Origin of the sequence: Chitinophaga pinensis, from assembly GCF_007896845.1 — a bacterium.
GTDB classification, from domain to species: Bacteria; Bacteroidota; Bacteroidia; order Chitinophagales; family Chitinophagaceae; genus Chitinophaga; species Chitinophaga pinensis_C.
Genome location: NZ_VOHS01000025.1, coordinates 42142 through 68468, shown reverse-complemented (window position 1 = coordinate 68468; position 26327 = coordinate 42142). Strand labels below are relative to the sequence as shown.

General features: G+C 45.9%; 24 protein-coding genes. 15 read left to right on the top strand and 9 right to left on the bottom strand.

All coding sequences use genetic code 11. The features are described 5' to 3' along the window. The first annotated feature begins 2 nt into the window (after positions 1-2). From FEF09_RS20725 to FEF09_RS20685, 11 genes are all read left to right on the top strand, one after another. Positions 3-1505 carry a SusD/RagB family nutrient-binding outer membrane lipoprotein gene (locus tag FEF09_RS20725; protein WP_146306874.1) on the top strand — a complete coding sequence of 501 codons (1503 nt, stop codon included), beginning with the start codon at positions 3-5 and terminating at the stop codon, positions 1503-1505. Positions 1506-1531: 26 nt separating this feature from the next. Then, entirely contained in the window at positions 1532-3046 is a 1515-nt protein-coding gene (locus tag FEF09_RS20720; RefSeq protein WP_186774438.1) for a DUF5689 domain-containing protein, read from the top strand. A gap of 15 nt (positions 3047-3061) precedes the next feature. Beyond that, positions 3062-4552 carry a calcineurin-like phosphoesterase C-terminal domain-containing protein gene (locus FEF09_RS20715; RefSeq protein ID WP_146306872.1) on the top strand — a complete coding sequence of 497 codons (1491 nt, stop codon included), beginning with the start codon at positions 3062-3064 and terminating at the stop codon, positions 4550-4552. A gap of 249 nt (positions 4553-4801) precedes the next feature. Then, complete coding sequence (locus tag FEF09_RS20710) at positions 4802-7984, top strand: choice-of-anchor D domain-containing protein (protein WP_146306871.1); 3183 nt, start codon at positions 4802-4804, stop codon at positions 7982-7984. A gap of 7 nt (positions 7985-7991) precedes the next feature. Continuing rightward, the gene (locus FEF09_RS20705; protein ID WP_146306870.1) at positions 7992-11645 is read left to right on the top strand and encodes an Ig-like domain-containing protein; all 3654 of its coding nucleotides are present in this window, start codon (positions 7992-7994) and stop codon (positions 11643-11645) included. Between the two features lie 24 nt (positions 11646-11669). Further along, positions 11670-12638, top strand: a complete 969-nt coding sequence (locus FEF09_RS20700; RefSeq protein WP_146306869.1) for a type IX secretion system membrane protein PorP/SprF — start codon at positions 11670-11672, stop codon at positions 12636-12638. A 19-nt stretch (positions 12639-12657) separates the two neighbouring features. Continuing rightward, complete coding sequence (locus FEF09_RS20695; RefSeq protein WP_146306868.1) at positions 12658-14496, top strand: OmpA family protein; 1839 nt, start codon at positions 12658-12660, stop codon at positions 14494-14496. 166 nt (positions 14497-14662) lie between these two features. Then, positions 14663-15220 carry a hypothetical protein gene (locus FEF09_RS20690; protein WP_222597052.1) on the top strand — a complete coding sequence of 186 codons (558 nt, stop codon included), beginning with the start codon at positions 14663-14665 and terminating at the stop codon, positions 15218-15220. Next, the gene (locus tag FEF09_RS31690; RefSeq protein ID WP_222597051.1) at positions 15181-15336 is read left to right on the top strand and encodes a helix-turn-helix transcriptional regulator; all 156 of its coding nucleotides are present in this window, start codon (positions 15181-15183) and stop codon (positions 15334-15336) included. The genes FEF09_RS20690 and FEF09_RS31690 overlap by 40 nt, the downstream gene beginning before the upstream one ends. Further along, positions 15333-15515: a helix-turn-helix domain-containing protein gene (locus tag FEF09_RS31685; protein ID WP_222597054.1), complete on the top strand. Its 183-nt coding sequence runs from the start codon at positions 15333-15335 to the stop codon at positions 15513-15515. Before FEF09_RS31690 ends, FEF09_RS31685 begins: the two co-directional genes overlap by 4 nt. A 145-nt stretch (positions 15516-15660) precedes the next feature. Then, complete coding sequence (locus FEF09_RS20685) at positions 15661-16227, top strand: DUF417 family protein (RefSeq protein WP_146306867.1); 567 nt, start codon at positions 15661-15663, stop codon at positions 16225-16227. 132 nt (positions 16228-16359) lie between these two features. Here FEF09_RS20685 and FEF09_RS20680 read toward each other — a convergent pair whose 3' ends face one another. The 7 genes from FEF09_RS20680 to FEF09_RS20655 all read right to left on the bottom strand — a co-directional run bounded on the left by FEF09_RS20680 (position 16360) and on the right by FEF09_RS20655 (position 18981). Continuing rightward, on the bottom strand, positions 16360-16539 hold the full coding sequence (locus FEF09_RS20680; RefSeq protein WP_146306866.1) for a hypothetical protein: 180 nt from the start codon (positions 16537-16539) through the stop codon (positions 16360-16362). 65 nt (positions 16540-16604) lie between these two features. After that, positions 16605-16856, bottom strand: coding sequence for a hypothetical protein (locus FEF09_RS20675; protein ID WP_146306865.1), 252 nt, complete (start codon positions 16854-16856; stop codon positions 16605-16607). Then, the gene (locus FEF09_RS20670; protein WP_146306864.1) at positions 16814-17056 is read right to left on the bottom strand and encodes a hypothetical protein; all 243 of its coding nucleotides are present in this window, start codon (positions 17054-17056) and stop codon (positions 16814-16816) included. Before FEF09_RS20670 ends, FEF09_RS20675 begins: the two co-directional genes overlap by 43 nt. 63 nt (positions 17057-17119) lie before the next feature. After that, entirely contained in the window at positions 17120-17500 is a 381-nt protein-coding gene (locus FEF09_RS20665; protein ID WP_222597050.1) for a hypothetical protein, read from the bottom strand. Then, the gene (locus FEF09_RS20660; protein WP_146306862.1) at positions 17497-17772 is read right to left on the bottom strand and encodes a DUF6770 family protein; all 276 of its coding nucleotides are present in this window, start codon (positions 17770-17772) and stop codon (positions 17497-17499) included. Before FEF09_RS20660 ends, FEF09_RS20665 begins: the two co-directional genes overlap by 4 nt. 16 nt (positions 17773-17788) lie before the next feature. Then, positions 17789-17962 carry a hypothetical protein gene (locus tag FEF09_RS33355; protein ID WP_261387631.1) on the bottom strand — a complete coding sequence of 58 codons (174 nt, stop codon included), beginning with the start codon at positions 17960-17962 and terminating at the stop codon, positions 17789-17791. Next, the gene (locus FEF09_RS20655) at positions 17929-18981 is read right to left on the bottom strand and encodes a M48 family metalloprotease (protein WP_261387630.1); all 1053 of its coding nucleotides are present in this window, start codon (positions 18979-18981) and stop codon (positions 17929-17931) included. Before FEF09_RS20655 ends, FEF09_RS33355 begins: the two co-directional genes overlap by 34 nt. Before the next feature lie 449 nt (positions 18982-19430). Here FEF09_RS20655 and FEF09_RS20650 point away from each other — a divergent pair, with 449 nt between their 5' ends. The 3 genes from FEF09_RS20650 (at position 19431) to FEF09_RS20640 (ending at position 22369) form a co-directional block, all read left to right on the top strand. Continuing rightward, a complete protein-coding gene (locus FEF09_RS20650) occupies positions 19431-21125 on the top strand; it encodes a serine protease (protein ID WP_146306861.1) in 1695 nt (564 codons plus the stop codon). Positions 21126-21391: 266 nt separating this feature from the next. Continuing rightward, positions 21392-21664, top strand: coding sequence for a UBP-type zinc finger domain-containing protein (locus tag FEF09_RS20645; protein ID WP_146306860.1), 273 nt, complete (start codon positions 21392-21394; stop codon positions 21662-21664). A 162-nt stretch (positions 21665-21826) separates the two neighbouring features. Beyond that, the gene (locus tag FEF09_RS20640) at positions 21827-22369 is read left to right on the top strand and encodes a hypothetical protein (protein WP_146306859.1); all 543 of its coding nucleotides are present in this window, start codon (positions 21827-21829) and stop codon (positions 22367-22369) included. A gap of 53 nt (positions 22370-22422) precedes the next feature. Here the strand turns inward: FEF09_RS20640 and FEF09_RS20635 are convergent, their stop codons facing one another. Then, on the bottom strand, positions 22423-22815 hold the full coding sequence (locus FEF09_RS20635) for a winged helix-turn-helix transcriptional regulator (RefSeq protein WP_146306858.1): 393 nt from the start codon (positions 22813-22815) through the stop codon (positions 22423-22425). Between the two features lie 119 nt (positions 22816-22934). On the opposite strand from FEF09_RS20635, the gene FEF09_RS20630 reads away from it, so the two are divergent. Continuing rightward, a complete protein-coding gene (locus FEF09_RS20630; protein WP_146306857.1) occupies positions 22935-23915 on the top strand; it encodes an MBL fold metallo-hydrolase in 981 nt (326 codons plus the stop codon). 48 nt (positions 23916-23963) lie between these two features. Here the strand turns inward: FEF09_RS20630 and FEF09_RS20625 are convergent, their stop codons facing one another. Continuing rightward, positions 23964-26327 (bottom strand): hypothetical protein, encoded by a 2364-nt coding sequence (locus FEF09_RS20625; RefSeq protein ID WP_186774437.1) that lies wholly within the window; start codon positions 26325-26327, stop codon positions 23964-23966.

Genomic DNA, 26327 nt, shown 5'->3' with positions numbered 1-26327 from the left:
CAATGAAGAAAGTTATATATAAATTCACAGCTGTCGTATTGATGGGTAGCCTGCTTTTCTCATCCTGTACGAAAGACTTCACAGAGATCAACACTGATCCGAACGGAACACCTACAGCATTGCCTGAACAGCTGATGGCGCCGGCACTGGTAGGCACACTTGGCTATAATATGCTCCGTAACCGCAACTTCAATAATGAGCTGATGCAGGTAACGGTAGATCCGAGTGATGCGGAAGGTAAGGTATTCAGATACGACTACCGTGCTACATGGGCAGACTATCTGTACAATGGCCTATATTCTGAACTGACCAATTTTAAGGATATGTATAAAGTAGCCAGCAGACCGATGACCTACAACAGATCCTATATGGGTATTTCTGTTATCTGTCAGTCATGGATTTATTCCATACTGACAGATACCTACGGAGATATTCCATATTTCCAGTCTAACGAAGCGAGAGACAGCGCCATCTATGAACCGACTTTCGATGCACAGAAAGATATCTATATGGATATCTTCGACAAACTGGACTCCGCAAACGTATGGTTAACGACAGGTACGGCGATCAGTAATGTCAGTGACCCGGTTTATAATGGTTCTGTGGCAAACTGGCGTAAGTTCGGTAACTCACTGTACCTGCGTTTATTACTGAGAGTGTCCGGCAAACCTGAAATGACTGAATTCTGTAAAGCCAGAATTAAAAAGATCGTGGAAACTTATCCGATCATGGCCAGCAATGCGGAATCAGCTATCCTGAGATGGACCGGTGTAGGTCCTCTGTCTTCTCCGTACATCGGTGTCAGAGAGCAGGATTTCAGGGCACCCGGTATTGCCAGCTTCTTCATCGACAACCTGAGCTCCTGGAATGACCCGCGTATTGACATTCCTACCTATGGTACCAGCAGCATTAACAGATGGGGGATTGCTCCTTACTCCGGTTCTTATCAGGGTATTCCGAGCGGTTATGCGCCCGGCGAGAACCCGGTTAAGAAATGTTACTTCTATTCTAATACCTCTGCAGTGTCTCTGATGACAGAGCCTTTGACCGGTATGATGATGAACTACGCAGAACTTAAGTTTATACTGGCTGAATGTGCTATCAGAGGTTGGATCACCGGTTCTGCAGAAACCTACTATAATGATGGTGCACAGAACAGTATCACATTGTGGTTGCCTAACTGGGCTGTTCCTGTCAAAGACTTCCTGACAGCGGCAGATATCGAGTGGGATGAGAAGCTATCCTTCGAAGATAAAATGGAGAGGATCCACAAGCAAAAATATTATGCGCTGTTCCTGATGGATATGCAACAATGGTTTGAATACCGTCGTACCGGGCACCCGATCCTGCCTAAAGGCGCGGGCCTGAAAAATGGTGGCGTAATGCCTGCAAGGATGACCTATCCTGTTTATGTACAATCAACTAATCCGACAAATTATAAACTGGCAGTTGCCAGACAAGGGGCAGATCAGATCTCTACCCAGGTTTGGTGGCAAAAACCATAATTGATATTCAATACCAAAATACTGTCATGAAAAAGATATTTATATACGCTTTCTTATTGTCCTCGCTGATCTCTCTCTGGGGATGTGAAAAGGATAATTATCCCGGTGCGGAAATAAGTCCTTATGTAGCCATAATGGATATAAGGAACCTGTACAGAGGACAGGACCTTGTACTGAACAATGATAACCTCAAAGGAGGGCACAGTCTTGCAGCAATGGTCGTATCAGATCACTCCGGCGGCAACCTGCCGGAAGGACTGCTGGTTGTGCAGGATGCCCGTCGCTTGTCTGCAATGCGTGGTATCTCAATTCCTTTAGGCGCTGATGCTGCTTCCTTTGTGCCGGGAGATTCTGTTATCATCCATATCGATGGTAAAACCCTGTCAAGGGTAAACGGTATACTGGAGATAAAAGGTGTTACCAAAGGCGATATTCAGAAGGTATCATCTGATAATTCTCTTACGATCATGCGTGTGACCATCGGTCAGATGCAGGCTAATCCGGATGCTTATGAGAGTGTACTGTCTGTGATTGTGAAAGGTACTTTTGATCCTCTGCCTAAGCCGACAGATGTTTTATCAGGCGATAAAACATTGAATGATGGCTTTGGAGATATCATCCTGCACACAGAAGCGAATGCCACATTTGCAAATAATAAGGCGTTTGTGAATGCGAACTATTTCGGTATTGCCTTCAATTCACAGTCCAAGGAAGGACAGTTGATCCCACAGTTTCGTGTACGTACCGGAAAAGATGTGGTGGAGCTGAGTTCTGAGATTCAGGTAGCACCTGTACTGATCACCGGTTTTATGAGCGATGTGGCAGGTGGAGATGGTAACTATGAGTATGTACAGCTGATGGCCACAACGGATATTGATTTTGCGAAGACGCCATATGCTTTCGTAGTGACAAATAATGCAAATGCATCTACGCCAACGGGTTATCCTACCAATGGCTGGGCGACTGGTAACATGCGTACTTACAAAATGAGTCTGAGCCAGGGTACCGCAAAGAAAGGTACTTTCTTCTATGTGGGCGGCGCCGGTAAACTGATCAACGGTTCAGGTTCTACCAATATCAGCTCTTCCAACTGGATCAGAGCGTTTGATTATACCAAGAATGATGGCGATGGGTTTGGTCTGAAAACAGGCGGTCTGTTCGCTAACAGTGGTAACGCATTCGGTATGGCGATATTCAAAGATTCAGCGGTAACCGCCAGCTCTACGCCGGTAGATGTCATCTTTATTTCTACTGGCGGCAGCCTTTACTCCGGTAATAAAGGCTATCGTATTGCCAATACAGATTTCTATGATATTGTTAACCCTATTACCATGGCACAGCAGCCATTTTACAGACAAGGTTCCAATACTCTGAGTCTGGTGTATAACACGGCTGACCTGGGTTATTTTAATATGCTGGGTGGTGTGTACAATCCGGCGCTGGGTAAATGGGTGAGAGCAAGATCGCAGAATAACAGACTGCTGACCAAGAGCTCACCATTATCTGATATCGAAGGAGAAGGAGCTACAGTTCTCAAATAAACAGATTAAACAGTTATGACGCTTAACAGAAGAAAATTCTTAAAGAATCTTGGTATTACCGGTTCACTGCTGACAGTGCCTTCGGTAATGCTGAATGCAAAGCCATTATTCGGAAGAGGAAACATCGATCTTTCCAATGTTACATTAAAAGGAAAGGTACAGAGCAACGGTAAAGGGATCCCGGGGGTACAGGTTACGGACGGTATCAATATCGTACTGACCGACAAAAACGGCGACTACTTACTCCAGAGTAACGGCACCGCTGAATTTGTATATATCAGTGTACCATCAGGTTATGCATTCCCGGAAGAAAAGGGAATTGCTAATTTCTTCAGACCACTGAGCAAAGGTAACAACGTTATCAAAAACGACTTCAATCTGGAGAAACTGAAGGTAGATGACCGTAAACATGCTTTTGTTGTATGGGCTGATCCGCAGATGAAATCAAAGAAAGACGTCGAGTTGTTAATGAGTCAGTCAGTGCCTGACCTGCAGGCGCTGGTGAAATCTTACCCGACAGACCTGCTGATCCATGGTATTGGTTGTGGAGATCTGGTTTGGGATGAATTCGAACTGTTTGCAGATTATAAGGAAGCCGTTGGCAAAACAGGTATTCCTTTCTTCAATGTGATCGGTAACCATGATATGGATAATGAAGCCCGTACAGATGATGGTTCGTCCAATACGTTTAAGAAACAGTTTGGCCCGACCTATTATTCTTACAACAGGGGAGACATCCACTACATCGTACTGGATGACGTATTCTTCCTCGGCGCCGCGAAAAATTATATCGGTTATATTACTGAAAACCAGTTACAATGGCTGGATCAGGACCTCGCCCATGTAAAACCTGGCAGCACGATCGTGCTGAGTACACATATTCCAACCTTCACCGGCCAGCAAAGAAGAAATGGTAAACCGGATGAAGTAGGAGGGGGTACGGTGGCTAACAGAAAGCAGCTGTATAAGATGCTGGCGCCCTACAAAGTACATATCATGAGTGGACATACGCACTTTAATGATAACTGGGAAGAAGGCGATATTATGGAGCACAACCACGGTACCGTGTGCGGTGCATGGTGGACCGGCCCTATTTGTGGCGATGGTACGCCCAGCGGATACGGTGTGTATGAGGTAGACGGTCCTGATATCAAATGGTATTACAAGTCAACCGGCTTACCAAAAGAAAAACAGCTTCGCGTATATCCGAAAGGGAGAGTAAAAGAATCGCCGGATGAAGTTTCCGCCAACGTATGGAACTGGGATAGCAAATGGAAAGTAGAATGGTATGAAGATGGCGTATTAAAAGGCCTGATGGAGCACCGCGTAGCCTACGACCCGTGGGCGGTGGAACTCTATCTCGGACCACAATTGCCTAAAAAGCACAAGTTCGTCGAGCCTACACTCAATGATCACATGTTCTTCGCAAAACCTTCACCTGAGGCCAAAAAGATCACGGTGAAAGCTACCGACAGGTTCGGTAATGTTTACGAAGAAAGCATCTGATAACAATGTTTCAATTTTTCAGAAAAGGCAGGTCATGAAAATGACTTGCCTTTTTCTGTTATAAGATATTAAGTTAATAATCTATATTTGTGCCCGGTATGAAAAATGTCGAATGTGGAAACCCACTTTCGACATTTTTTATGAGCATTGTTCGGGAATGATGACAATATTCTGTTCCTTATTTAAGTAAGGAGTGCTCCCTTAACCAGTGAATATACAGTCTGAAATGGCTGTTAATTGAAAATACCTATGAAGACAAAATTCTTCGGAGCGTTATCAGGTATTTGCCTGATGCTCTTCCCCATCCTTGTTTACGGACAGTTACCTTTCAGTCCCTGTAGTCCGACGGGGGGTAAAAAAGCCGATATTATCGGTGTAGAAACCAAGTACAGGGCGCCTGGAGGAGCCGCTCCTACATTCACTATTCCGGCGGGCACAAAGTCGATAGTAGTGTATGTTGCATCTGAAACCGGTCTGAATAATCCGGCGGGAGATGCGGAAACTTTAAGAGGAGATGAAGACTTCATTACGATCAATGCGATCATCGATATCCCCACACTCACTTCCTCCGGTTTTCTCAACTACGCAAAAAATACCAATACGCTTGGTACCGGAACGAATGTATACGGATGGAGAAAAGTAAACCTCGGTGCTGTTATCCCTGACGCAAGTAAGATTGGAGACAAGACCCCTGACCTCAACAACGTTAGATTCTCAATTACAGGTTCTACACTGACGATCGCTGAAAACGCGACAGGGATCCATTCGTCCTATCATGTTGAATATCTGTCACCGACGACCAACTCACTCAATCCACTGCCAACTGTCATCCGCAGCATGCTGCATGGTGTAACGGTAAGTGCCACTGATCTGGTGGTACCGATTCCTGCAGGAACGAGTGTTATCAGTATCGTAGGTAAGGGTAGTAATACCAGTGTTGTTGATCTGGATAGTAATAACGGTACGGAAGAAGGTTATTCAAATCTGCATTTCGTACTGGACCTTGATAATGCTTTGATGAACGGATTTGTTACACTTGCGAATGGTGGTTCTGACGACAGAAGATCCACCTATGTAATTAGTAACAAGAATGTCAATACTGGCGGTCCTTTATTGTCGTCCGGTTTTATCAGCGGAGACTATACTGGAAAAAACCTCAGCGATGGTGCCGTAGGTGTATATAATGCAGAGATTTACGTAAGCGGTAGCAATCTGATTATCAGACGTGCGTTTAATTATGCCCGCGACTTCGACGATTCCTATGTATTTGAATTTTATAACAGAGTGGGACAAGGTATGAGTGCGGAGTTTATCGATTCCGATATCCGGAGTATTTCCAGTGCTACCTACCCGGCAGCAGGCGTTACCAGAACGTTCAGAATTCCTTCAGGAACGAACTTTATTTACTTTAACGAGACGGCCAACGCGATCAACTTCAATAATGAGAGTAATGAGAACCCACTGGCATCTTATGCATATATAGATCTTGAAAAAGAAACAGCTACCGGGTATTATTATCAGCAGGTAGGTTCTTCCACCGGTACCGGCAGACGAGAGGACAATTTCGCCTTCCGCGATGTACCTCTGGATAGTACCAGTACCAAGACGCACGCGAATACCGTTGGTTTCAAAGCAGGATTCCCTTATGACCTCTCTTTTAAACTGACAGCAGATAAGAGTCAGCTGATTGTTACTAATAAAACGGGTCTGGCGAATCAGTCTTACCAGTTCCTGTTATCGGCCGATTTCTTTGGAGCCCGTCCGGATGTGGCCTTTAACCCCACCAATATCACTTTCACCAAAGGAGCCAACTGTAATATCGTAAAGGCGCATGTACAGATCTGTAACCCGGGTTCCGGTAATAACAATGGTGGAATGCCGGTTGCTTTCTACGAAGGAGATCCGACTACAGACGCGAATGCACGCCTTATATATGTTGGCCTGATACCTGACCAGATCAAAATGGGAGATTGTAAGGACTTTACCTTCGACCTTGATCTGAGTGGCAGAAGTAATCTGAATATCAATATCTCCATGATCCTGAACGATAACGGGTCTTTTGTAACGGGGGGCGTCGGCGCAACAGTCGGTACACCATTTACATTGGCTTCCTTAAGTACACAGGATCCTTTTTATACAGAGTGTTACTATGATAATAATATATATAGTACCACGATAAACGTAAATAACTGTCCGGTATTAAACCCGGACCCTGATCACAGCTCAGGTGCCAGTGGTAATTACAGCTACCTGAATTACTATAATGCCGGCAGTGCAGTGGGGGCAAAGATCACCGATACAGATCTGACTATTACCGATCCGGATGGCGGTACCGTTGCTTCGGCTACGATCACACTGTCTAACCGCCCGGATGGTACCAACGAAGGACTTCACCTGAATGGAACATTGCCTGCAGGTATTATCGCAACAGGCGATAGTACCGGTACGATTGTACTGACAGGCGTTGCTTCTCCGGCAGACTATATTGCTGCCATCGGGCTGATTGAGTATTATAATAAACAATTGACGCCTGACCAGACGGATCGTACGATCCTTACCACTTTAAATGATGGTACAGAGAATGGTCCGGTGGCCACCACAACGATCAAAATACTGGTAGACCCCCGCATCAGCGTATCCGGTAATGCTACCGTGATCGCTGATAATAGCACTACAGTGAATACAACAGACGGTACAGACTTTGGTGCGGTACTGGCTGCTGATCCTGCTGTGGTACACAACTTCGCTGTGCAGAATGCGGGTACAGGTACGCTACACCTGACAGGTACGCCTGTGGTAAGCATCAGCGGTGATGCCGGATTTACTGTTTCGGCGCAACCGGGAGCTGCCAGCCTCGCAGGTGGTATCAGCAGTAACTTCAGTGTAAGCTTTGATCCGGCAACACATACGGGGGGTACTTATACTGCCACCATACAGATTACCAGTGATGACGCAGATGCTGACAGAGCTGTTTATACTTATGTTGTAAGTGTGCTGGTGAACAATCCGCCTGCTGTCAGCAATAGTAGTGTGAATGTGGATGAAGACAATACATTGCATTTTGCAGCGACTGACTTCAGCAATAATTATAGTGATATCGATGGGGCGACGCTCACAAAAATAAAGGTGAATACCCTGCCTGCTAATGGTGCCCTGGAATTAAATGGTGTGCCGGTTACTGCGGGAGATGAAATTGCAGCAGCAGATCTGGCAGATATCACCTTTGTACCTAACCTGAACTGGAACGGTACAACCAACTTCAGCTGGGTGGCTGCGGATCAATACGATTATGCGCCTGCTCCGGCAACCATGACCATTAATGTAGCACCGGTGAACGATGCACCTGTTGCAACTGTTCCGGCAAACATTAATGTAACAGAAGGTACGCCTGCAAGAATAGACGGTATCCTTTGTAGATGTAGATGCGGGTAGTAACACGGTGACCGTAACCATTTCTGTTCCGGAAGGCACCTTTGCCGCTTCTTTAGGTGGCAGTGTAACCGTAGGTGTATCTGCAGGGGCCTTGTCACTGACAGGCACGATTGCAAACATCAATGCCTTTATCGCCGCTGGTAGTGTTAAATACATGACGATAGTGAATCCATCACCGACAGTGATGGTGACAGTCAATATTTCTGATAGAGGTAATACCGGTAGCGGAGGCACTTTACAGGATACGAAGACATTCCCGCTGACAATCACAAGAATCAATACGCCACCAACTGGTACTGGCGATACAGAGACCACCTTAAGAGACGTACCTGTTGATGGTAACGTGACAGGTGCAGATGTAAACGGAGATCCGCTGACCTTTACCAAAGCAACAGATCCTGCGCATGGTTCCGTAGTGGTACGTGCTGATGGTACTTACACTTATACACCGGCAACGGGTTATGTAGGTGGTGACAGCTTTACCATTAAAATAGATGATGGCAATGGTGGCAGCACTACCGTAACCGTAAATATTACAGTTACAACGCCGCCAAATAATCCGCCGACAGGCACAGGCGATACAAAAACAACAACAAGAGATGTACCTGTAGATGGTGCTGTAACAGGTGCCGATGTGGATGGTGATGCCCTGACCTTTACCAAGGCAAACGATCCTGCACATGGTTCGGTAGTGGTACGTACTGATGGTACTTATACTTATACACCGGCAACGGGTTATGTAGGTGGTGATAGCTTTACCATTAAAATAGATGATGGTAAGGGTGGCAGCACTACCGTAACAGCAACTATTACGGTGAATACACCGCCGAACAATCCGCCGACAGGCACAGGCGATACAAAAACAACAACAAGAGATGTACCTGTAGATGGTGCTGTAACAGGTGCCGATGTGGATGGTGATGCCCTGACCTTTACTAAGGCAAGCGATCCTGCACACGGTTCCGTAGTGGTACGTGCAGATGGTACTTATACTTATACTCCGGCAGCAGGTTATGTAGGTGGTGATAGCTTTACCATTAAGATAGATGATGGCAAAGGTGGCAGCACTACCGTAACGGTAAACATTACGGTGAATACACCGCTAAACAATCCGCCGACAGGCACAGGCGATACAAAAACAACAACAAGAGATGTACCTGTAGATGGTGCCGTAACAGGTGCCGATGTGGATGGTGATGCCCTGACCTTTACCAAGGCAAGCGATCCTGCACACGGTTCCGTAGTGGTACGTGCAGATGGTACTTATACTTATACACCAGCAGCAGGTTATGTAGGTGGTGATAGCTTTACCATTAAGATAGATGATGGCAAAGGTGGCAGTACTACCGTAACGGTAAACATTACGGTGAATACACCGCCCAATAATCCGCCAACAGGCACAGGTGATACCAAAACAACGGATCAGGATGTAGCTGTAGATGGTGCTGTAACGGGCGCCGATGTGGACGGTGACCCACTGACCTTTACCAAAGCCACCGACCCTGCACATGGTACCGTGGTAGTACGTGCTGATGGTACGTATACTTATACACCAGCAACAGGTTATAGCGGTGGCGATAGCTTCACCGTGAAGATAGATGACGGCAAAGGTGGTAGTGTTACTGTAACAGTAACGATTACCGTTACACCGGTAGTCGTACCTCCGGTGAATACACCGCCGACAGGTACTGGTGATACCAAAACAACGGATCAGGATATAGCTGTAGATGGTGCTGTAACGGGTGCTGATGCAGATGGGGATCCACTGACCTTTACCAAAGCAAGCGATCCTGCGCATGGTACCGTGGTGGTACGTGCTGACGGAACGTATACTTATACACCAGCGGCTGGTTATAACGGTGGTGACAGTTTCACCGTGAAGATAGATGACGGTAAAGGTGGTAGTACAACTGTTACGGTGACGATTACCGTTACACCGGTAACCGTACCTCCGGTAAATACACCTCCGACTGGTACTGGTGACACCAAAACAACAGATCAGGATGTTGCTGTAGATGGCGCTGTAACGGGTACTGATGCAGATGGCGATCCGCTGACTTTCACCAAAGCAAGCGATCCTGCGCATGGTACGGTGGTGGTACGTGCAGATGGTACATATACTTATACGCCGGCAACGGGCTATAGCGGTGGTGATAGTTTCACTGTGAAGATAGATGATGGTAAAGGTGGCAGCACTATTGTGACTGTAACCATTACCGTTACACCGGTAGTCGTACCTCCGGTGAATACACCTCCGACAGGTACAGGTGATACTAAAACAACGGATCAGGATGTAGCTGTCGATGGCGCTGTAACGGGTGCTGATGCAGATGGCGATCCGCTGACCTTTACCAAAGCAACAGACCCTGCTCACGGTACCGTGGTTATGCGTGCCGATGGTACTTATACCTATACACCAGCAGCTGGTTATAGTGGTGGGGACAGCTTCACGATTAAAATAGATGACGGTAAGGGTGGCAGTGTTACTGTGACGGTAACCATTACTATTACACCGGTAGTTGTACCTCCGGTGAATACGCCTCCGACAGGTACTGGTGATAATAGGACCACGAATAAAGATGTACCGGTAGATGGTGCAGTAAGCGGATCAGATGCAGATGGTGATGTACTGACCTTCACTAAAGCAACAGATCCTGCGCATGGTACTGTGCTTGTGCGTGCAGATGGTACTTATACTTACACTCCTGCAACGGGTTATGTAGGTGATGATAGCTTTACTGTGAAGATTGATGATGGAAAGGGTGGTAGTATAACTGTGACGGTGGATATTACTGTCAGACCAGTAATTACCACACCAGTGAATAATCCGCCGACTGGTTTTGGAGATTCTAAAACGACACCGGAAAATACGCCTGTCAGCGGTACTGTAAGTGGTACTGATCCTGATGGCGATGTGGTGACCTTTACAAAAGCAACGGATCCTGCGCATGGTACGGCGGTTGTAGGCGCCAATGGTACTTATACTTATACGCCGGCAGCGGGTTATAGTGGTCCGGATAACTTCAATATTACCATCAGTGATGGCAAAGGTGGTACCGCCACTGTAACAGTAAATATCAATGTAACGCCGGTGATTGTGATAGAAGATCCGGTGGCCCTGAATGACAGAGGTGAAACAAAATCCAATATACCTGTTACGATTGATGTACTGACAAATGATGATGCGCGTAATTCTACACTGGATAAGACCTCTGTGGAAGTTGTTGCATCTCCGGCGCATGGCACCGTGAAAATAAACGAAGATGGTACTGTAGTATATACCCCTGATCCGGGATATACCGGTGATGATAGTTTCACTTATCAGGTGAAGAATGCAAATGGTCAGCTGAGTAATGCGGCGACTGTTGCGGTGACGGTCACAGCGACCAGTATCAATGTACCGAATCTGTTTACACCGAATGGTGATGGTAAGAATGACTTCTTTGAAATACGGGGCCTGAACCAGTATGCGGAGAATGAGCTGATCATTGTCAACCGTTGGGGTAATGAAGTGTACAGACAAAAAGGATATCAGAATAACTGGAAAGGTGACGGCCTGAATGAAGGAACCTATTACTACCTGCTGCGCATCAGACGTAACGGTAGTGCAGAATGGGAAGTGATGAAAGGATACGTTACACTGATCAGGGCTTTCAAATAATCATGTGAACCTCAGACCTAAACTATGAAAAAAATATTTTTGATAGCTGGACTGCTGACATCATTGGGATTGTCTGTGCATGCACAGCAGGATGCACAGTATAGCCAGTACATGTTCAATGGCATTTATATCAATCCTGCTTATGCAGGGTATAAGGAGCAGTTGAACCTGCATGCTTTTTACCGTAATCAATGGACAGGATTGAAGGGTGCTCCGGAAAGTTTCTCGCTGGCTGTGGATGCGGTGGCCAACGACGGTAACGTCGGACTGGCCCTGCAGTTATCCGGTGATAAACTGGGTGCACAGGACAATCTTTCTGCCTATGTCAGTTATGCTTATCGCATCCGCCTGAACAGGGAAGGGACTTCCCGTCTGGCGCTGGGATTGAGCGTAGGGATGTTGCAAACCGGTATTAACGGCGCCGTGTTGAACCCGAATGATCCGGAGACGGATATGCCGGCTGGTCTTCACAGACTGACACCGGATGCGAGAGCCGGGATATTCTATTCGGATGATCGCTACTATGCTGGTTTCTCTGTAGACAATCTCGTTGTACAGGCATTTGATAATAAGGGCAGATTCCTTTATCTGCCACAGACCAAACTACACTACTATCTGACCGCCGGTACGCTGATCCCATTGAATGAGGACATTCAGCTGAAACCGTCCTTTCTCCTGAAAGACGACCGTGGTGGTCCGACCAGTCTCGATCTGAATGCATTCGTACTTCTGAAAGAGGTGGTTTGGATCGGTGGTTCTTACCGAACCGGGTTGAAGATGTATGATAAAAGCTATCTGCAGAAAAACCTGATGTACCGTAACGCTGCGGTGGGAGCTGTAGAAGTATTCCCTGTACCCAATTTGCGTATCGGATATGCCTATGATTTTTCTGTAGGTCCTTTACAGAACTACAGCGGCGGCACACATGAGATCTCTGTAGGGTTCACCTTTAATAAACAAAACATCAGGATGGCCACGCCAAGGGTATTCTGATTGCTTAATCATGCTGACGATGAAGACAATACATTACGCGATCGGTCTAAGTTTTTTGCTTACTGCGGTTTCTGCGAAGGCGCAATATATTATTAAGGCGGCTGATAAAGCATACGATAACTATAAGTATGCAGAAGCGACTGAACTCTACGAGAAAGCTTATAATAAAAAGGCAAGTCTGCACGCTGCGGAACGCCTTGCAGATTGCTACCGTTTTAATAATAACTATCCGGAGGCAGAACGCTGGTACGCGGTGGCTACGGGTATGAGTGGCAGTAAAGCGGAGAACACTTATTATTATGCAAGGGCTTTACAGAATAATTCAAAGTATCCGGAAGCACGGGCACAATACGAAAAATATGCGGCTGCAGCTACGACGGTGTCGCCTGAACTGTCACGCACCTGGATCGCTTCCTGCGATTCGGCCATCAGCTGGATGCAATCGCCTGACCGTTTAAAGATCGACAACTATAAGGCCCTGAACTCCGGTAAATCTGATTGGAGTGCGGTTCCATATATGGGCGGTGTGGTGTTTACGTCCGACCGTTTCGCCGGTGGCGCACATCAGCCTAAAAAGCGGCATTTTTTCCTGCGCTTTGATACCAGAGTCAAGCCCGATCCTTTGTTAAACGGATGGACGGGCAATGATTATCTGCATCTTTTCCTTAAGCCGGCAAATGGCGATAGTATTGCTATGTTCCCCTTACAGACCGGTACCGGTTACCATGTGGGTGCTGCCAGCTTTACAAAAGATGGGAAAGAGATGTTCTTTACCCTGACGCGCATTCCCGGCAGGGGAGATCGTGCGAAAGGCAAAGCAGCGACCGTCAATGTAGAGATCTATAGCAGCAGACAGGATGCTTCCGGTAAATGGTCCGCGCCTGTGGCATTTACACACAATAACGTAAATGCTTACTCAGTAGGTGATCCGTTTATTACATCGGATGGTATGACGCTGTACTTTGCTTCCAATATGCCGGGTGGTGCAGGGGGAACTGACCTTTATATGTGTTATCGTACTGCTTCGGGAGAGTGGGGCCCGCCGTCAAACCTGAAGACGATCAATACAGCGGGTAATGAACGCAGTCCGGCGATCATAAAAGGAGACATCCTCTATTTCGCCAGTGATGGACGTATTGGAATGGGTGGGCTTGATATTTACCGCGTAAAGCTGCATAAGATGCTTTCTGGTCAGATGACCGGTACGATCAGGAATATGCGTTATCCGCTGAATTCACCACAGGATGATTTTGCCTTCGGTTTAACTGATGAAGGTATTGCCTATCTGTCTTCCAACAGGGAAGGGGGTAGCGGCAGTGATGATATTTATGCGGTAGCTTACCTGCCGGAGGAGGAAATACCTGCACACGTTCCGGAAACGCCTGTTAAGGATGATGCGCCGCAGAAGGTAACCGCTGATGCAGCTGATACGATAGCAACACCGCCGGTGGCGATTCAACAGCCGGATCCTGCACCTGTAACAACGCCATCGGCTGATTCCGTGAAGGCTGGATTACTGGATATCTATTTTGACTTCGGTAAGGCGGCTGTCAATCCGGCGGCTGCGAAGGTACTGGATGGTCTGGTAAAGATCATACAGGAAAACCCTGACAAGCTGGTAGAACTGAGTGCACACACGGATGCCCGTGGCAATGATGCCTTTAACCTCACGCTGTCTCAGCAACGTGCGACGTCTGTGATGAATTATCTGATATCCAAAGGTGTCGCAAAGAACAGGATCTCAGCTAAGGGATATGGTGAAACTAAACTGTTGAATAGATGTGGTAATGGTGTAAACTGCAGCGAGGAAGAGCATAAGCTGAACAGAAGAACAGAATTCAGACTGATAAAGCAATAACGGAAATATATACCGTTACAGACAAAGCGGAAGGGATCACCTTTCCGCTTTGTTATTTCCCGGCTATTGGGATTTGCCATAAAATACACTTTCATCACCGTAAGACGGACAATCTGTTTATATTTACTTCCATATTTTTGTATTCGTCAGATAATCAGCTGTGTGCATGAAAAGAATCTGTTCTTCTTCCAATGAAACTTTACTCGGACTCGATACCGGAGAAGATTGTCTGGCGAAGCCTGTGCAATATGCCGAGTATACGATTGTATTTGTGGAAGAAGGTGAAGGCATCTTTCATGCAGACTTTGGTGCATTTCCATTTAAAGGGCCTGTATTGTTATTCTCTACGCCTCTGCAAATGATCTATATTGAGCAGCCAAAGCCCTGCAAACTGGCAATGCTGCAATTTCATAGTGATTTCTATTGTATAGAATATCACAAAGCACAGGTGGCATGTAATGGCCTGCTGTTTAATAATATCTATATCGAACCCTCGGTACAGTTAAATGAGCGGGAGGCGCGAATATTCAGGAATCTGCTGGAGGAGCTGGCAGAGGAGTTTGACGTCAGCGGTTGTGACGAGATCGTCATGCGGGCTATTTACAGCTGTTCCTCGCGAAATCGAGTAGTATTAAAACCAGATCTGCCGCCAATCAGCCAGATCCCGGAGAACGGGATGAACAGATGGAAGAATTCAGGCGTCTGCTGGACAAACATTACCTGACCTTACACAAGCCGGCTGACTACGCCGAACTGCTGGCTATGTCGCCCAATAACTTTACCAAACGTTGTACAAAATACTTTAAGAAGTCGCCTTCTGCCATGATACAGGAGCGCTGATTCTCGAGGCAAAGCGACAGCTACATCTGACCCGGCGCAGTATCAAAGAGATCGCTTATTCATTGCAATTCAGCGATGAATTCTATTTCAGCCGCTTTTTCAAGAAGTTTACAAAGGTTTCCCCCCAGACCTTCCGGCAGAAGACCGGCATTTCCATCGTGGCTGACCTTCCTCAGTAATACACCCGTCTTATTGTACCCTTACCTGACACCTGGCATATTTGTCCAAGTGACAGACTGTATCGTCCATGTTCTGCCGTGACAGACCTGCCTAACTTTACATCGTCAATAAGCACACTAACAACTAACTATAAAAAAATGAAAAATTCAATCGTCAGTTCGTAGCAAACTCGATCAGTTTGGTAAAAAGGCCGTCCGTTTTGGTATTGTTGTAGTATTCCTCTGGATCGGAGGTCTGAAGTTCTTTACTTATGAGGCAGATGGTATTGTCCCATTTGTGGCCAATAGCCCTTTTATGTCCTTCTTTTATCATCATCCTGATGAATATAAAACACACCAGAATAAAGAGGGCGAACTGATCGCTCAGAACCATGAATGGCATACTGCGAATAACACCTATGGTTTTTCTGCGGGATTGGGTGTACTGCTGGTAAGTATGGCCATATTGGTGGCCTTGTATAAGGTCGCTCCGTTTGCCAGTATGATAGGTAGTCTCCTGATCTTCATTATGACACTGGGTACCCTTTCCTTCCTCGTGACCACGCCTGAGAGCTGGGTGCCACATCTGACAGACACGGACTGGGGATTTCCTTTCCTTTCTGGTAGAGGTCGGCTGGTGATTAAAGATATTGTGATATTAGGTGGTGCGATCATTACGGCGAGTGAGTCAGCGAAGCTGTATCTGCAGAGACATAAGGCAATCAGGAAGTAGGGATTACTAATCAGGAATCAGATAAAAAAGCCTTACACGTCACACGTGTAAGGCTTTTTTTATAGCGTTTACAAGCTATTTATATCGCTTCTATAGACAACTTCGTGTATTTCTCTTTTCTATTGTATTCAGCTACGATAACATGTCCTTCTTTGGCAGGATAATATAAGTACGTACACCTCCGTCTTTGTGCGGAATGACGCGGACAGTCTTGCTTTTATCCAGATTATAGATGATCGAATTAACCTGATCATTCACGATCAGATAAACGGATCTGGCCTCTGAAGAAGATACTGTGTAGAACGGTGGCATACTGATGAAATCAAACTGTTTCTTTACGGAGAAAGGATCGAGGTCTGACTCAGCGAAAGGGCTTACTACCGCCAGTTTTCCCTTTGCATCCAGCGGAGCATCACTACGCCGCCGTAGCGGGATTTACGATAGTTATTCAGGCCTGCGATATAGGTGTTACCACTGAAGTCTCTGAAACCGTATACTTCTTTCATAAAACCGTTGTTGTTTGAAAGAAAGTCATTGGCTGCCAGTTCTTCGTCTGTGCCGTCATTCCAGTAAGTAAACTGGCGTTTTACAGCCGCTTTTTCATGTCCGTTAACATTGACAGTGAACATACCGGAGAGATGTGGCGTACGACATCTTTTGTATTCAGGTAAGCGCCTGCAGCCATCGGATCATGAATATAACCACCCAGATATGGATTGCCAGTGGCAGGGTCATTCTCGAATGCAACTACCCATAACGGATTCCGCAACTGATCCTGCAAAGGGTATTTCAGAATGCCGGCTTTTGTATCCGTATCATAGGAGATCACCGTAAATTGCTCATTGCCATCGCCTTATCTGTTCTGATCAGCAGAAAGCATCTCTGTTGGAAGTCAGCAGCTGGTAGCGGTCGCCTTGTTCCAGAATGTATTTTTCCCAAAGCAGTTCCCCCTGTGTGTTAAGACCAGCAGATAAGTATGCTCATCGTCTCCGAAGAAAAAAGTAAATCCTTTCTGGTCCTGATTTTTGAGTTGCAGGCGATGTTTAAGTCCGCCGTTACCGATCTGACCATCCCGGATAATTGACCATGCCACCCGGATATCCGTGGTCAGTTTTTTCTCAAAAGTGTGGGCGATTTTACCATCCAGACTGATGAACTGTGCGAACAGGGAGAGGTAACCTTTGGCAAGGGAATCATTCCTTTCATTTCTGTTGGCCCAGTCATAACCCAGTACATTACTTTTCAGGTAAGCCATACAAAGGGTATCATTCACAAAGATACCTGTTGCAGATCCAGTTTCTTCTCTTTGAAATTTACAATACCAAGATCGTTCAGGTTTTCGTCCATGATATCGATCCGGTAATTGAAAGAGTCTTTATTGGCCCGCTCCAGTTCCGAAAAAGTGAGATACCCTATAAGGTTCCCATTTTGAAAGATGGGTTTGAATTCAGTAGAAATACCCTCATGCACTTCCTTGAAGACTTTCGTCTGGGCCTGTAGCAGGAGGGGAGAGAGTATCAGTAAAAGAAGGGTGATTTTTTTCATTATAAGAGGTTCAGGCTTATTTCTTGCTTTCCTTTTCTTTCTTCAGGTCATTCGCGTACTCCCCGTACAGGCTGCTGTTATATTTATCCATAAAGGTTTTGGCAGCCTTTGTTTTGTTTGCCTCGCTGTTGTCGGTACCAAGCGCAACACTCTGCATCAGCGTTCTGAAGCCCTGTTCCTGCTCCTGCATTTTGCTCCAGAAACCGGCGCTCTGCATTTGCTGACAGCTTTTACCCAGTTCTTCGCGGGGCATCTGCTCCAGGAGGTCTGCAGTTCGTAGAAGTCTTTGGAGATATATTCCTTCTGCGTTACCCCGATAGCGGCAAAACGATGCAGCTCGTTGTCAGCATGGAATAATTCCAGCATGATATTGTGAATCATGAAATCATACCATGGATCGTTTGTGCCCTTGTCTTTGGCCAGCAGTACGCGATAAAGACATGGCGCCAGATTCATGTTACAATACATATTCCATATCAGCATCTTATTGGCTTTTTCCCGGATAGCAGCAGGAATCGGTGTTTGTGGTACGGGTGTTGTGGCAGCCACTTTAGTTTTGTTATACCTGTCCACACAATCAGGGTGTGTTTTCAGGGAATCCTGCATGGTCACATTTTCCTGAAAGTTATAGTTTCTGGTAGAAAGCCCTTTAGAGCGTTTCTTCAGCCATGCGTCTTCTATGGTGATACCATATGCGGTGAAGTAGTTTTTAACCGGTTGTTTCAGCGGCTGGTGATACAACATGTCGGCAGTGTCGAGGCGGAGGAACACGTTCGGATCGAATGCGATGTTTGCGTTTTTGAGCAGTACAATAGCAAGTGAATCGGCATCTCCTTCATGGTAGCGCTGGTGACGGCTTCTATCGAAGGAGAAGTTTTCGAATACTTTTTTCAGACGGGTCAGTCGCTCGTATTTAGAGTCGAGCACTTCATCCATAGACTGCTTATATTCATTGGAAGTCAGCCACTCGGCACGTTTCTTCATACTGTTTTCTGCATGCAGGAGGATGTTGTGGGAGAGCTCGTGTGCAAGTGTCAGTACGAGTTCTTCTTTTGTCTGGGCAAACTGGATCAGACCCAGATTGACCGCAATCACGTTACTGCCTACTGCATAGGCGTTGATAGATGGGCTTCTGTCCAGCACAAGGAATGGCTGTGCAGGCAGATAGCCTTTATTCCCTTTGCAGAGGTCTGCTACAATGCTGTACACATAGTTGTAGATGTCTTTGTCATAGACATAGTTATCAGACTTGATAGCGCCGGTGAAAAACTCGGTTCGCCCGTCCCATATCTCCTTATATTTCTTCTGGGTGTCCTTGTCCTTGTAATTGGCAGGGCAGGTCCATGCTTTTTGCAGAGAGTCTTTTGCTTCTGGTAAAAGAGATGGGAGAGGTCCTGATAACTGTAAAGCTCATTTGCTGACTTTGGGCTACCTGACTGGTTACTATGAGCAGTAACAGCAGCAGGGATACATACTTTGGTATAGGTCTCATGCTTGTATTGTCCTTCTTAGTCCGGATAATAGTGCAAGATAATTATTTTATATATATATCTAAGCTTTTCATTGTAAGGGACCTGTGCTTTTCCTTGTCAGGAGTATAAAAACTTGCAAGCGGTAGATTATCTTTATTTTTCCGGTGCCCTATATCCGGTTAAAAAATGAAAAAAAACCAACTATTAATTCTTTTCCTGCTCCTGTTGGCGGGAAATACCTATTGTCAGCGCATTGATGAGACACTTTCTTCAACCTTCCAGCGGCTCAGTACCGAAATCCCACCTGCTTATGTCAGGATGTGGGCTTATGATACGACTACTCAACAACAAATGAGTGCGACCTTCAGCGGCGTCGTTGTTACAAAAGAGGGGCATATTCTGACCGTAGCGCATACTACGATACCCGGTAAGACCTACATGGTGACTTTTGCCGATGGCAGATCCGCGATTGCACAGGCACTGGGTAAGATTAACTTCCCTGAAACGCCTGAGTTGCCTGATGTAGCCATGATGAAACTACTTACACCGGGTGACTGGCCGGTTGCGCCTATGGGCTGGTCATATGACCTGAAGGTCAATGAACCCTGTTTCAGTATTGCATATCCGGAAACGCTGAATCAGCCATTGCCCATGATGACCATGGGACATATCACCCGGGTAAAGAATGAGAAAGGGTTTATTGAGTCAACCTGTATGATGGAACCGGGGGATTCCGGCGGACCGCTATTCGACTACCTCGGCCGGGTGATTGGTCTGAGAAGTGCCATAGAACCTGATGAGCGTAAAAACTACGATGTACCTGTTGATCTGTACCGGAAATACTGGACGGCCCTTACGCAGCCGATCCATTATACAAAGTACCCGGAGATCATAGATAGTATAAAGACAGATCCGGCGGAAAAGCTGATCAGCAGTAATGATCAGCTGGAAGATCTCAACCGCACCATGAAAATAAATCAGCTGGATAAGACAGCCTGTGTACGTGTGAAGAGTGCAGAAGGTAATCAGCAGCGCGCCATCAATGGTATGCTGATCACTGTAAAGGGGAAGTCTTTTGTGGTAAGTAAGAATAGTGAGGTAGGGCAAGAGCCGGTTGTTATATATAATGGTAAAAGCATAAAAGCCCTTACGATAGCCCGTGATAAGGAGAATGACCTGGTGTTGCTTGGACTGGCATCACGCGTGAAAGGGGGCATTGAAATGCCCCTGAAACAGCAGAAGGGGCTTCGCCGCGGAGCTATATTATTATCTCCATTGCCGGATACATTGGGTATTGCCGGCGTATTTGGGAAGGATACTTTCAGTCTTCCAAAGATGAGTAGTCTGGGTTTTCTGGGTGCGGCTATTGCACCCGACAAGAAGCCCCTTGTACTGACCTATGTAATGCCGGGATCTCCCGCAGATGGAAAAGGAGCCACTCCGGGGGATGAAATTCTAAGTATCAATGGTGTGGCGGTGAATGAGCCGATGGATTATGGCCGGGAATTATTTACTTACTGGCCGGGTGATACTGTGATCATAAAGCGCCGGCAGCATGCGGTTGATGCAAGTGCTGACGGAACAGGGGGTACCAGCCGGTATGTGTCTGAAGTGAATGATACTATTGTGCTGGCAAAACGTCCTCAACAGCCTGTTACCCATGCGACAGATATGTTTGCAGGCGGCAAGAGTGAGCGGAGAGATGGCTTTCAATCGGTGATTGCGCACGATGGGATACTCAGGTCCGGACAGTGTGGCGGTCCCGTATTTGATATCTATGGTACATTAGCAGGGATCAATATCGCCCGTTTTTCCAGAACAGTTACGCTGGCCATTCCGGCAACAGTGGTACAGGCATTTGTCCTGAAATCCATCAGATAGTATAACTATAGTCAGATAATACTAATGTTACGTTAATGCTACGTTTTAAACGTAGCATTAACGTAACATTAGTATTATCTGATCCTCTTTTGATACATTCCCTTATTATACCATTATTACGCCGTTGCAGATGGTTATATAGATGTCAGGAGTGGAAAGATGCAGCTATAAGCCGGTTTATGACAATAAATGCTGTTACAAAAGCAGTTGGAATATGTTATCTTGTTACCTGTTAACGCAATTATATCACATTAATTCCTGTCATTATGCAAGAACAGAATACCTGTCAACACATCAGAGATATCAAAGAGGTGCAAATCGGTCAGGAAGGTGTCTGTGAAGAGTGCATCAAGAGTGGGGGAGACTGGGTGCATCTGCGTACCTGCCAGACCTGTGGCGAAACCCTGTGTTGCGATCAGTCACCGAATAAACATATGACCCGTCATCATCATGCTACAGGACATCCGGTAGTAGCTTCGGCAGAACCGGGAGACCGCTGGCTCTGGTGTTATCCTGATAAGCTGTTTGTAGAATATTAGCAGAAAGACATACGTAGTTCTACGCATTTTTGGATGCTAACCCTTATCCTGATACGTTAATTACCGGATTTGATAGCAGATAATATAAAAAGTGCTTACATTCGTATACATTATATTTTTCTATTGACCATCCATCTTTAATTCTAAACCAATAATTATACGATGAAAAGGATCATTCTTGTGTCTTCTGTTGCCCTCATGGTAGCTATGGCTGCATGTAAAGGAAAGAACAAAACTGAGAATGCTGATCAACAGGCCCCCAGCTCCGAACAGCAGTCTGAAAGCACCCCAGCTGCCAGCACACCCGCAAACGAGCCTAAAACGTTCGCAATTACCTTTGCTCCGGATTCCGTATTTCTGGGCAAGAAAAAAGAAGTCTTTGTTCGCTTAAAGAATGCAAAAGGTATTGAGTTAACTGACCCTGATGGGAAAGTAACGGGTACTGAAATTACCTACGAAATTGAAGTGACCAACAAAAATGCAGTAGGTGGTAATGGTATTTTCTTTAATCCAAACGATTTCCGTCTGCAGCTGGATAATGGTAACAACCTGACCCACGACAATTACAACACTGTAAATGTTGATGCAGAGTCTACAAAAACATCAGAAGAGAATAAATTCAAATTGCCAGCGGGTGCAAAACCTAAAAACCTGAACCTGTTTTATGATGAAACAAGGGTTTCAGTTGGCGTTGAAATGAAATAACCGGATATAATCCGTTTTTTACAGTAAAGAGCTCTGGCAATTGCCGGGGCTTTTTATTTTTCGGCCCCTTCTTCCTCCGTGATCACACATGATAAACTGCTCTTGATAGCAGGTATGTTTTCCTTTGCCATCTGTTTATCTCCCCATTCCCGTAAATGATCAATAAATGGTATCAGTTGCTGGCTGGCGGCTGTCAGTGAGTACTCTACACGCGGAGGCATTGACTGAAATACCTCCCGGTGTACCAGCCCGTCTTCTTCCAGTTCGCGCAGGGTCTGTGTCAGCATTTTAGTCGTAATATCCTGTATGCTGCGGCGTAGTTCCCCATAACGTAATACCTTATACTGATGCAGGTACCAGATAATACGGCCTTTATATTTACCACCTATTCTCCTGAATGCAAAATCGACTGCACAGATAGGGCCCTCTATATTTTTCTTTGCCATGCGGGCATTTTTTTGATGTTGAAAATCAATGTTAGTTACTTTTTGGTATCCAGGATACTAAAAAGTACTTACTTGACTCAAAGATACAACCCCCATACTTTTGATCTAAATATTTGAAGATGGAAAGAAGAACCCTGATAAAAAGCATCGCCATAATGGGCCTTGGCGCCACATTACCTTTACGTACACTGCTGGCCCGTTCCGCAGCAGCGGCCAATAAGCGGCCATATCACCGCTTTCAGCTGGGAGATCTGGAAATGACGGTCGTTACAGATGGTCATATTGTAATGAGCCCCGTGCAGGATCATTTTGCACAGGATGTGCCGGCGGCAGCAGTGACAAAGTTGTTACAAGATAGTTTTCGTTCTGTAAAGTCCGTTGATCTGGGTATGAATATGCTGCTGGTCAGGAAAGAAAAAGAAGTTATACTGATCGATACCGGTGCTGGTTTTGGCTTCGGGCCTGACTCGGGCTGGCTGCCTTTGTCACTGAAAGATGCAGGTATCAGTACAGATGAAGTGACAAAAATTGTGATCACACACGCACACCCGGATCATATCGGCGGTCTGTTCAGCAAAGATGGACAATTGGTTTTTCCGCAGGCACAGGTGTATATGTCAGCGACAGAGCATCGTTTCTGGATGTCAGATAAGCCGGACTTCTCTAAAAGTAAATTTAGTAATAAAGCGCTGCTGGCGAAGATTCTTGTATCTACAAAGCAGACCTTAACCGCTTTGAAAGACCGCCTGCATTTCTTCGATGATAAGGAGACCTTATTTGGCTGTGTGCGGCTGCAGGCTGCTCCCGGTCATACGCCCGGACATACACTGGTGCGGGTATTCTCAGGTAATGAAGAGATTGTACATATAGCAGACCTCATACATTCGGATGTATTGCTATTCCCACATCCGGAATGGGGATTTGATGGCGATACTGATTTTACACTGGCAGCAACTACCCGGAGAACAGTGCTGGAATCTCTGGCGAAGGATCGCACGATGGTATTTTCCTATCACCTGCCATGGCCGGGTATCGGACATGTGACAAAGAAAGACGATGGCTTTGCATGGATCGCTGAAACCTATGCATTTCCTGATTGATGAGCGTTGACACAAGCAGCAGCAACTGCTGCTTGTGTTATTGTATAATTATCGGATAGCAATATCTTCCAATGCTTTTTCCAGTTCGGATGAACTGAATGTTCTGAGCTTACGTTGTGCAGAAAGTGCATCCGGTGTGCCTTTTACCCAGAGTTTGAGCCTGAGGCCATTCATGCTCATGATCATATCTGTATTGGCCGGATTGAAGGCCCATGAGGTATAATTGGCATAACCACCAAAATTCTCTACACGGTAGCCGTTATTATCATAGATAGACAAAGAACCACTTTCTCCTGTGATAATATAGTTGCCATTTTCTGACAATACCACCCGTCTCGCATAAGGAATATTACCGGGGAGCTTCCTGCTGTTCTTAGGCAGACTGAACGCATATAATACAGGCGGAGTACTCAGCTGTGGTCTGATAAAGTTCTTACTGATCTGTTGCTGCTGCACCTGTTGCTGTTGTTGTATCACCTGCTGTTCTGCGGGTTCTGCCATGAAGAGTAGCGTGCGCAGGTTATCTGCAATACTGATAATGGACACCCGCGAGTAATCTTTTTCCAGTGGTACGAAATATCTTTCCTGCACCACTTTATTGCCTGCACTTCTTGCCAGTAATAATCTTTTTCCGGATACAGCGATAAACCCATTACCGCCTTTGGCAAGGAAGCTGTTAGGCTCCTGATAAGTTCTTATCAGCCGGCCGTTAGTCAGGTCATATGCTTCTATGATATCATTCTTTCTGATGTATAATAAGGAGTCATTGGAACTGACTTCCGTATCGTCATCATTATTACCCGAAGGGATCACCACTGCCGTTGTTGAATTGACGTTTTTTCTGATCTGGACTTCTGCAGGGGTCACGACGATGATTCTGCCCCTCGCGGTATATACTGCTTTTACTACGTTCTCCATTCTTTCTGAGGTAGCTCTTAAGACGCCGTTGGCATTATAGCTGAAGATATTGTTTCGGGTAGCGATTAATGCACTGTTATCTACCGGACTGAATTGCGCAGAGAGGATCTTGCCATTGATGATGATATTGGTGTCTTTATGATTGACCAGATCCAGTAAACGAAATTTATTATCTCCATGTATGGCGAGTACTGTTTTCCCGTTGTCAGCAAAGAATGCAGAAGAGACATTCTCAACAATAAAAGATTCGTAGAATGTGTTACGGGTGTCCAGAGTGTCGTGAATATAGTTTTTGATCTTCTGATTACCACTGTCATACTTCAAAGATTCCAGCGCCAGCTGATAGGCCATTGCCGGATCCGAATGCATCAGCGAACGGGATTTTGTGAGATAGGCAGCCGTCAGTTTTGCATATTCTACTTCCCGGGTTTTGTTCTGGATGATGACAAGCTGCGTCTTCAAAGAATCGGAATATGTACGCAGGGAATCGGCTTTCGCCTGTAGGGAGAGCGAATATTTTTTTACCTCTTCCTGTGAGAGCAGCAAGGCATTTTGTTTTATCAGCAGTTCTTTCTTTTGTCTTTCGACAATGGTGCGTGCTTTCTTTTCCTGCTGTGCTGCGGAATCTGCTTTTTGTCTGGCGATATTCGCTTCCGCTGCACTTTGCCGGGCTTTTTCTGCGGTAACGTTCAGCGACTGATTCAGTTTTGTGAGATCATCCGCAGAGCTTTGCAGCCGGTGATTGAGTTCCTGTATCTGCCGGACAGACTTTTCTGATTTATTCCACTGACTATATACATAACTGGCCGCGATGAGCAAAGAAATGAGGCCCAGTGCCAACAGGATGGTTCTTTGTTTCTGCAACCGGGTTTTTGCTTTTTCCCCTTTGAGTTTTTCGAGCAGGACGGCTTCTTTTTCGCTGTTCAGTTTTGCAATGGCTTCCTGTTTACTCAGTTTTTCTTCCAGCAGTTCTTTTTCCCTTTTTTCTTTTTCTGTACTCAGTTTGGCTACTGCTTCCTGCCGGCTTATTTTTTCTTCTACCAGTTCCTGTTCTCTTCTTTTCTTTCTGTCTTCCAGTTCATTCCTGCGTTGCAGGCTTTTCTTTACGAAATTGGTTTCCTGTTTGTTTAACCAGTTGTCGGGTGACTTCATGATATTCAACAGGGTATTCAATTTCGGATCATCATGCCAAAGCTTTTTCGGATTGAGTTTGAACTGTTTGACGGCATCCGAAAGGTCTTGCTGCAGATAGAGCAGGTCTTTACCGAATTGTTTGATCCAGTCGCCGATCAGGTTCCATGAGCGGATGAGAGAATCGTGGGCTGGTTCGTAGTAGATCTGGCCGTTTTCATCCGGACCCGATACGATCAGGCGGCTGTTCACCAGTTCGTTGAGCACTTTCTGTACACGTTCATTCTCCACCGGACTTTCATACACAAGGTCTTCCGCCAGTATTCTTTTAGAGGCCTTTTCATTGATACTGAGTGACAGCAT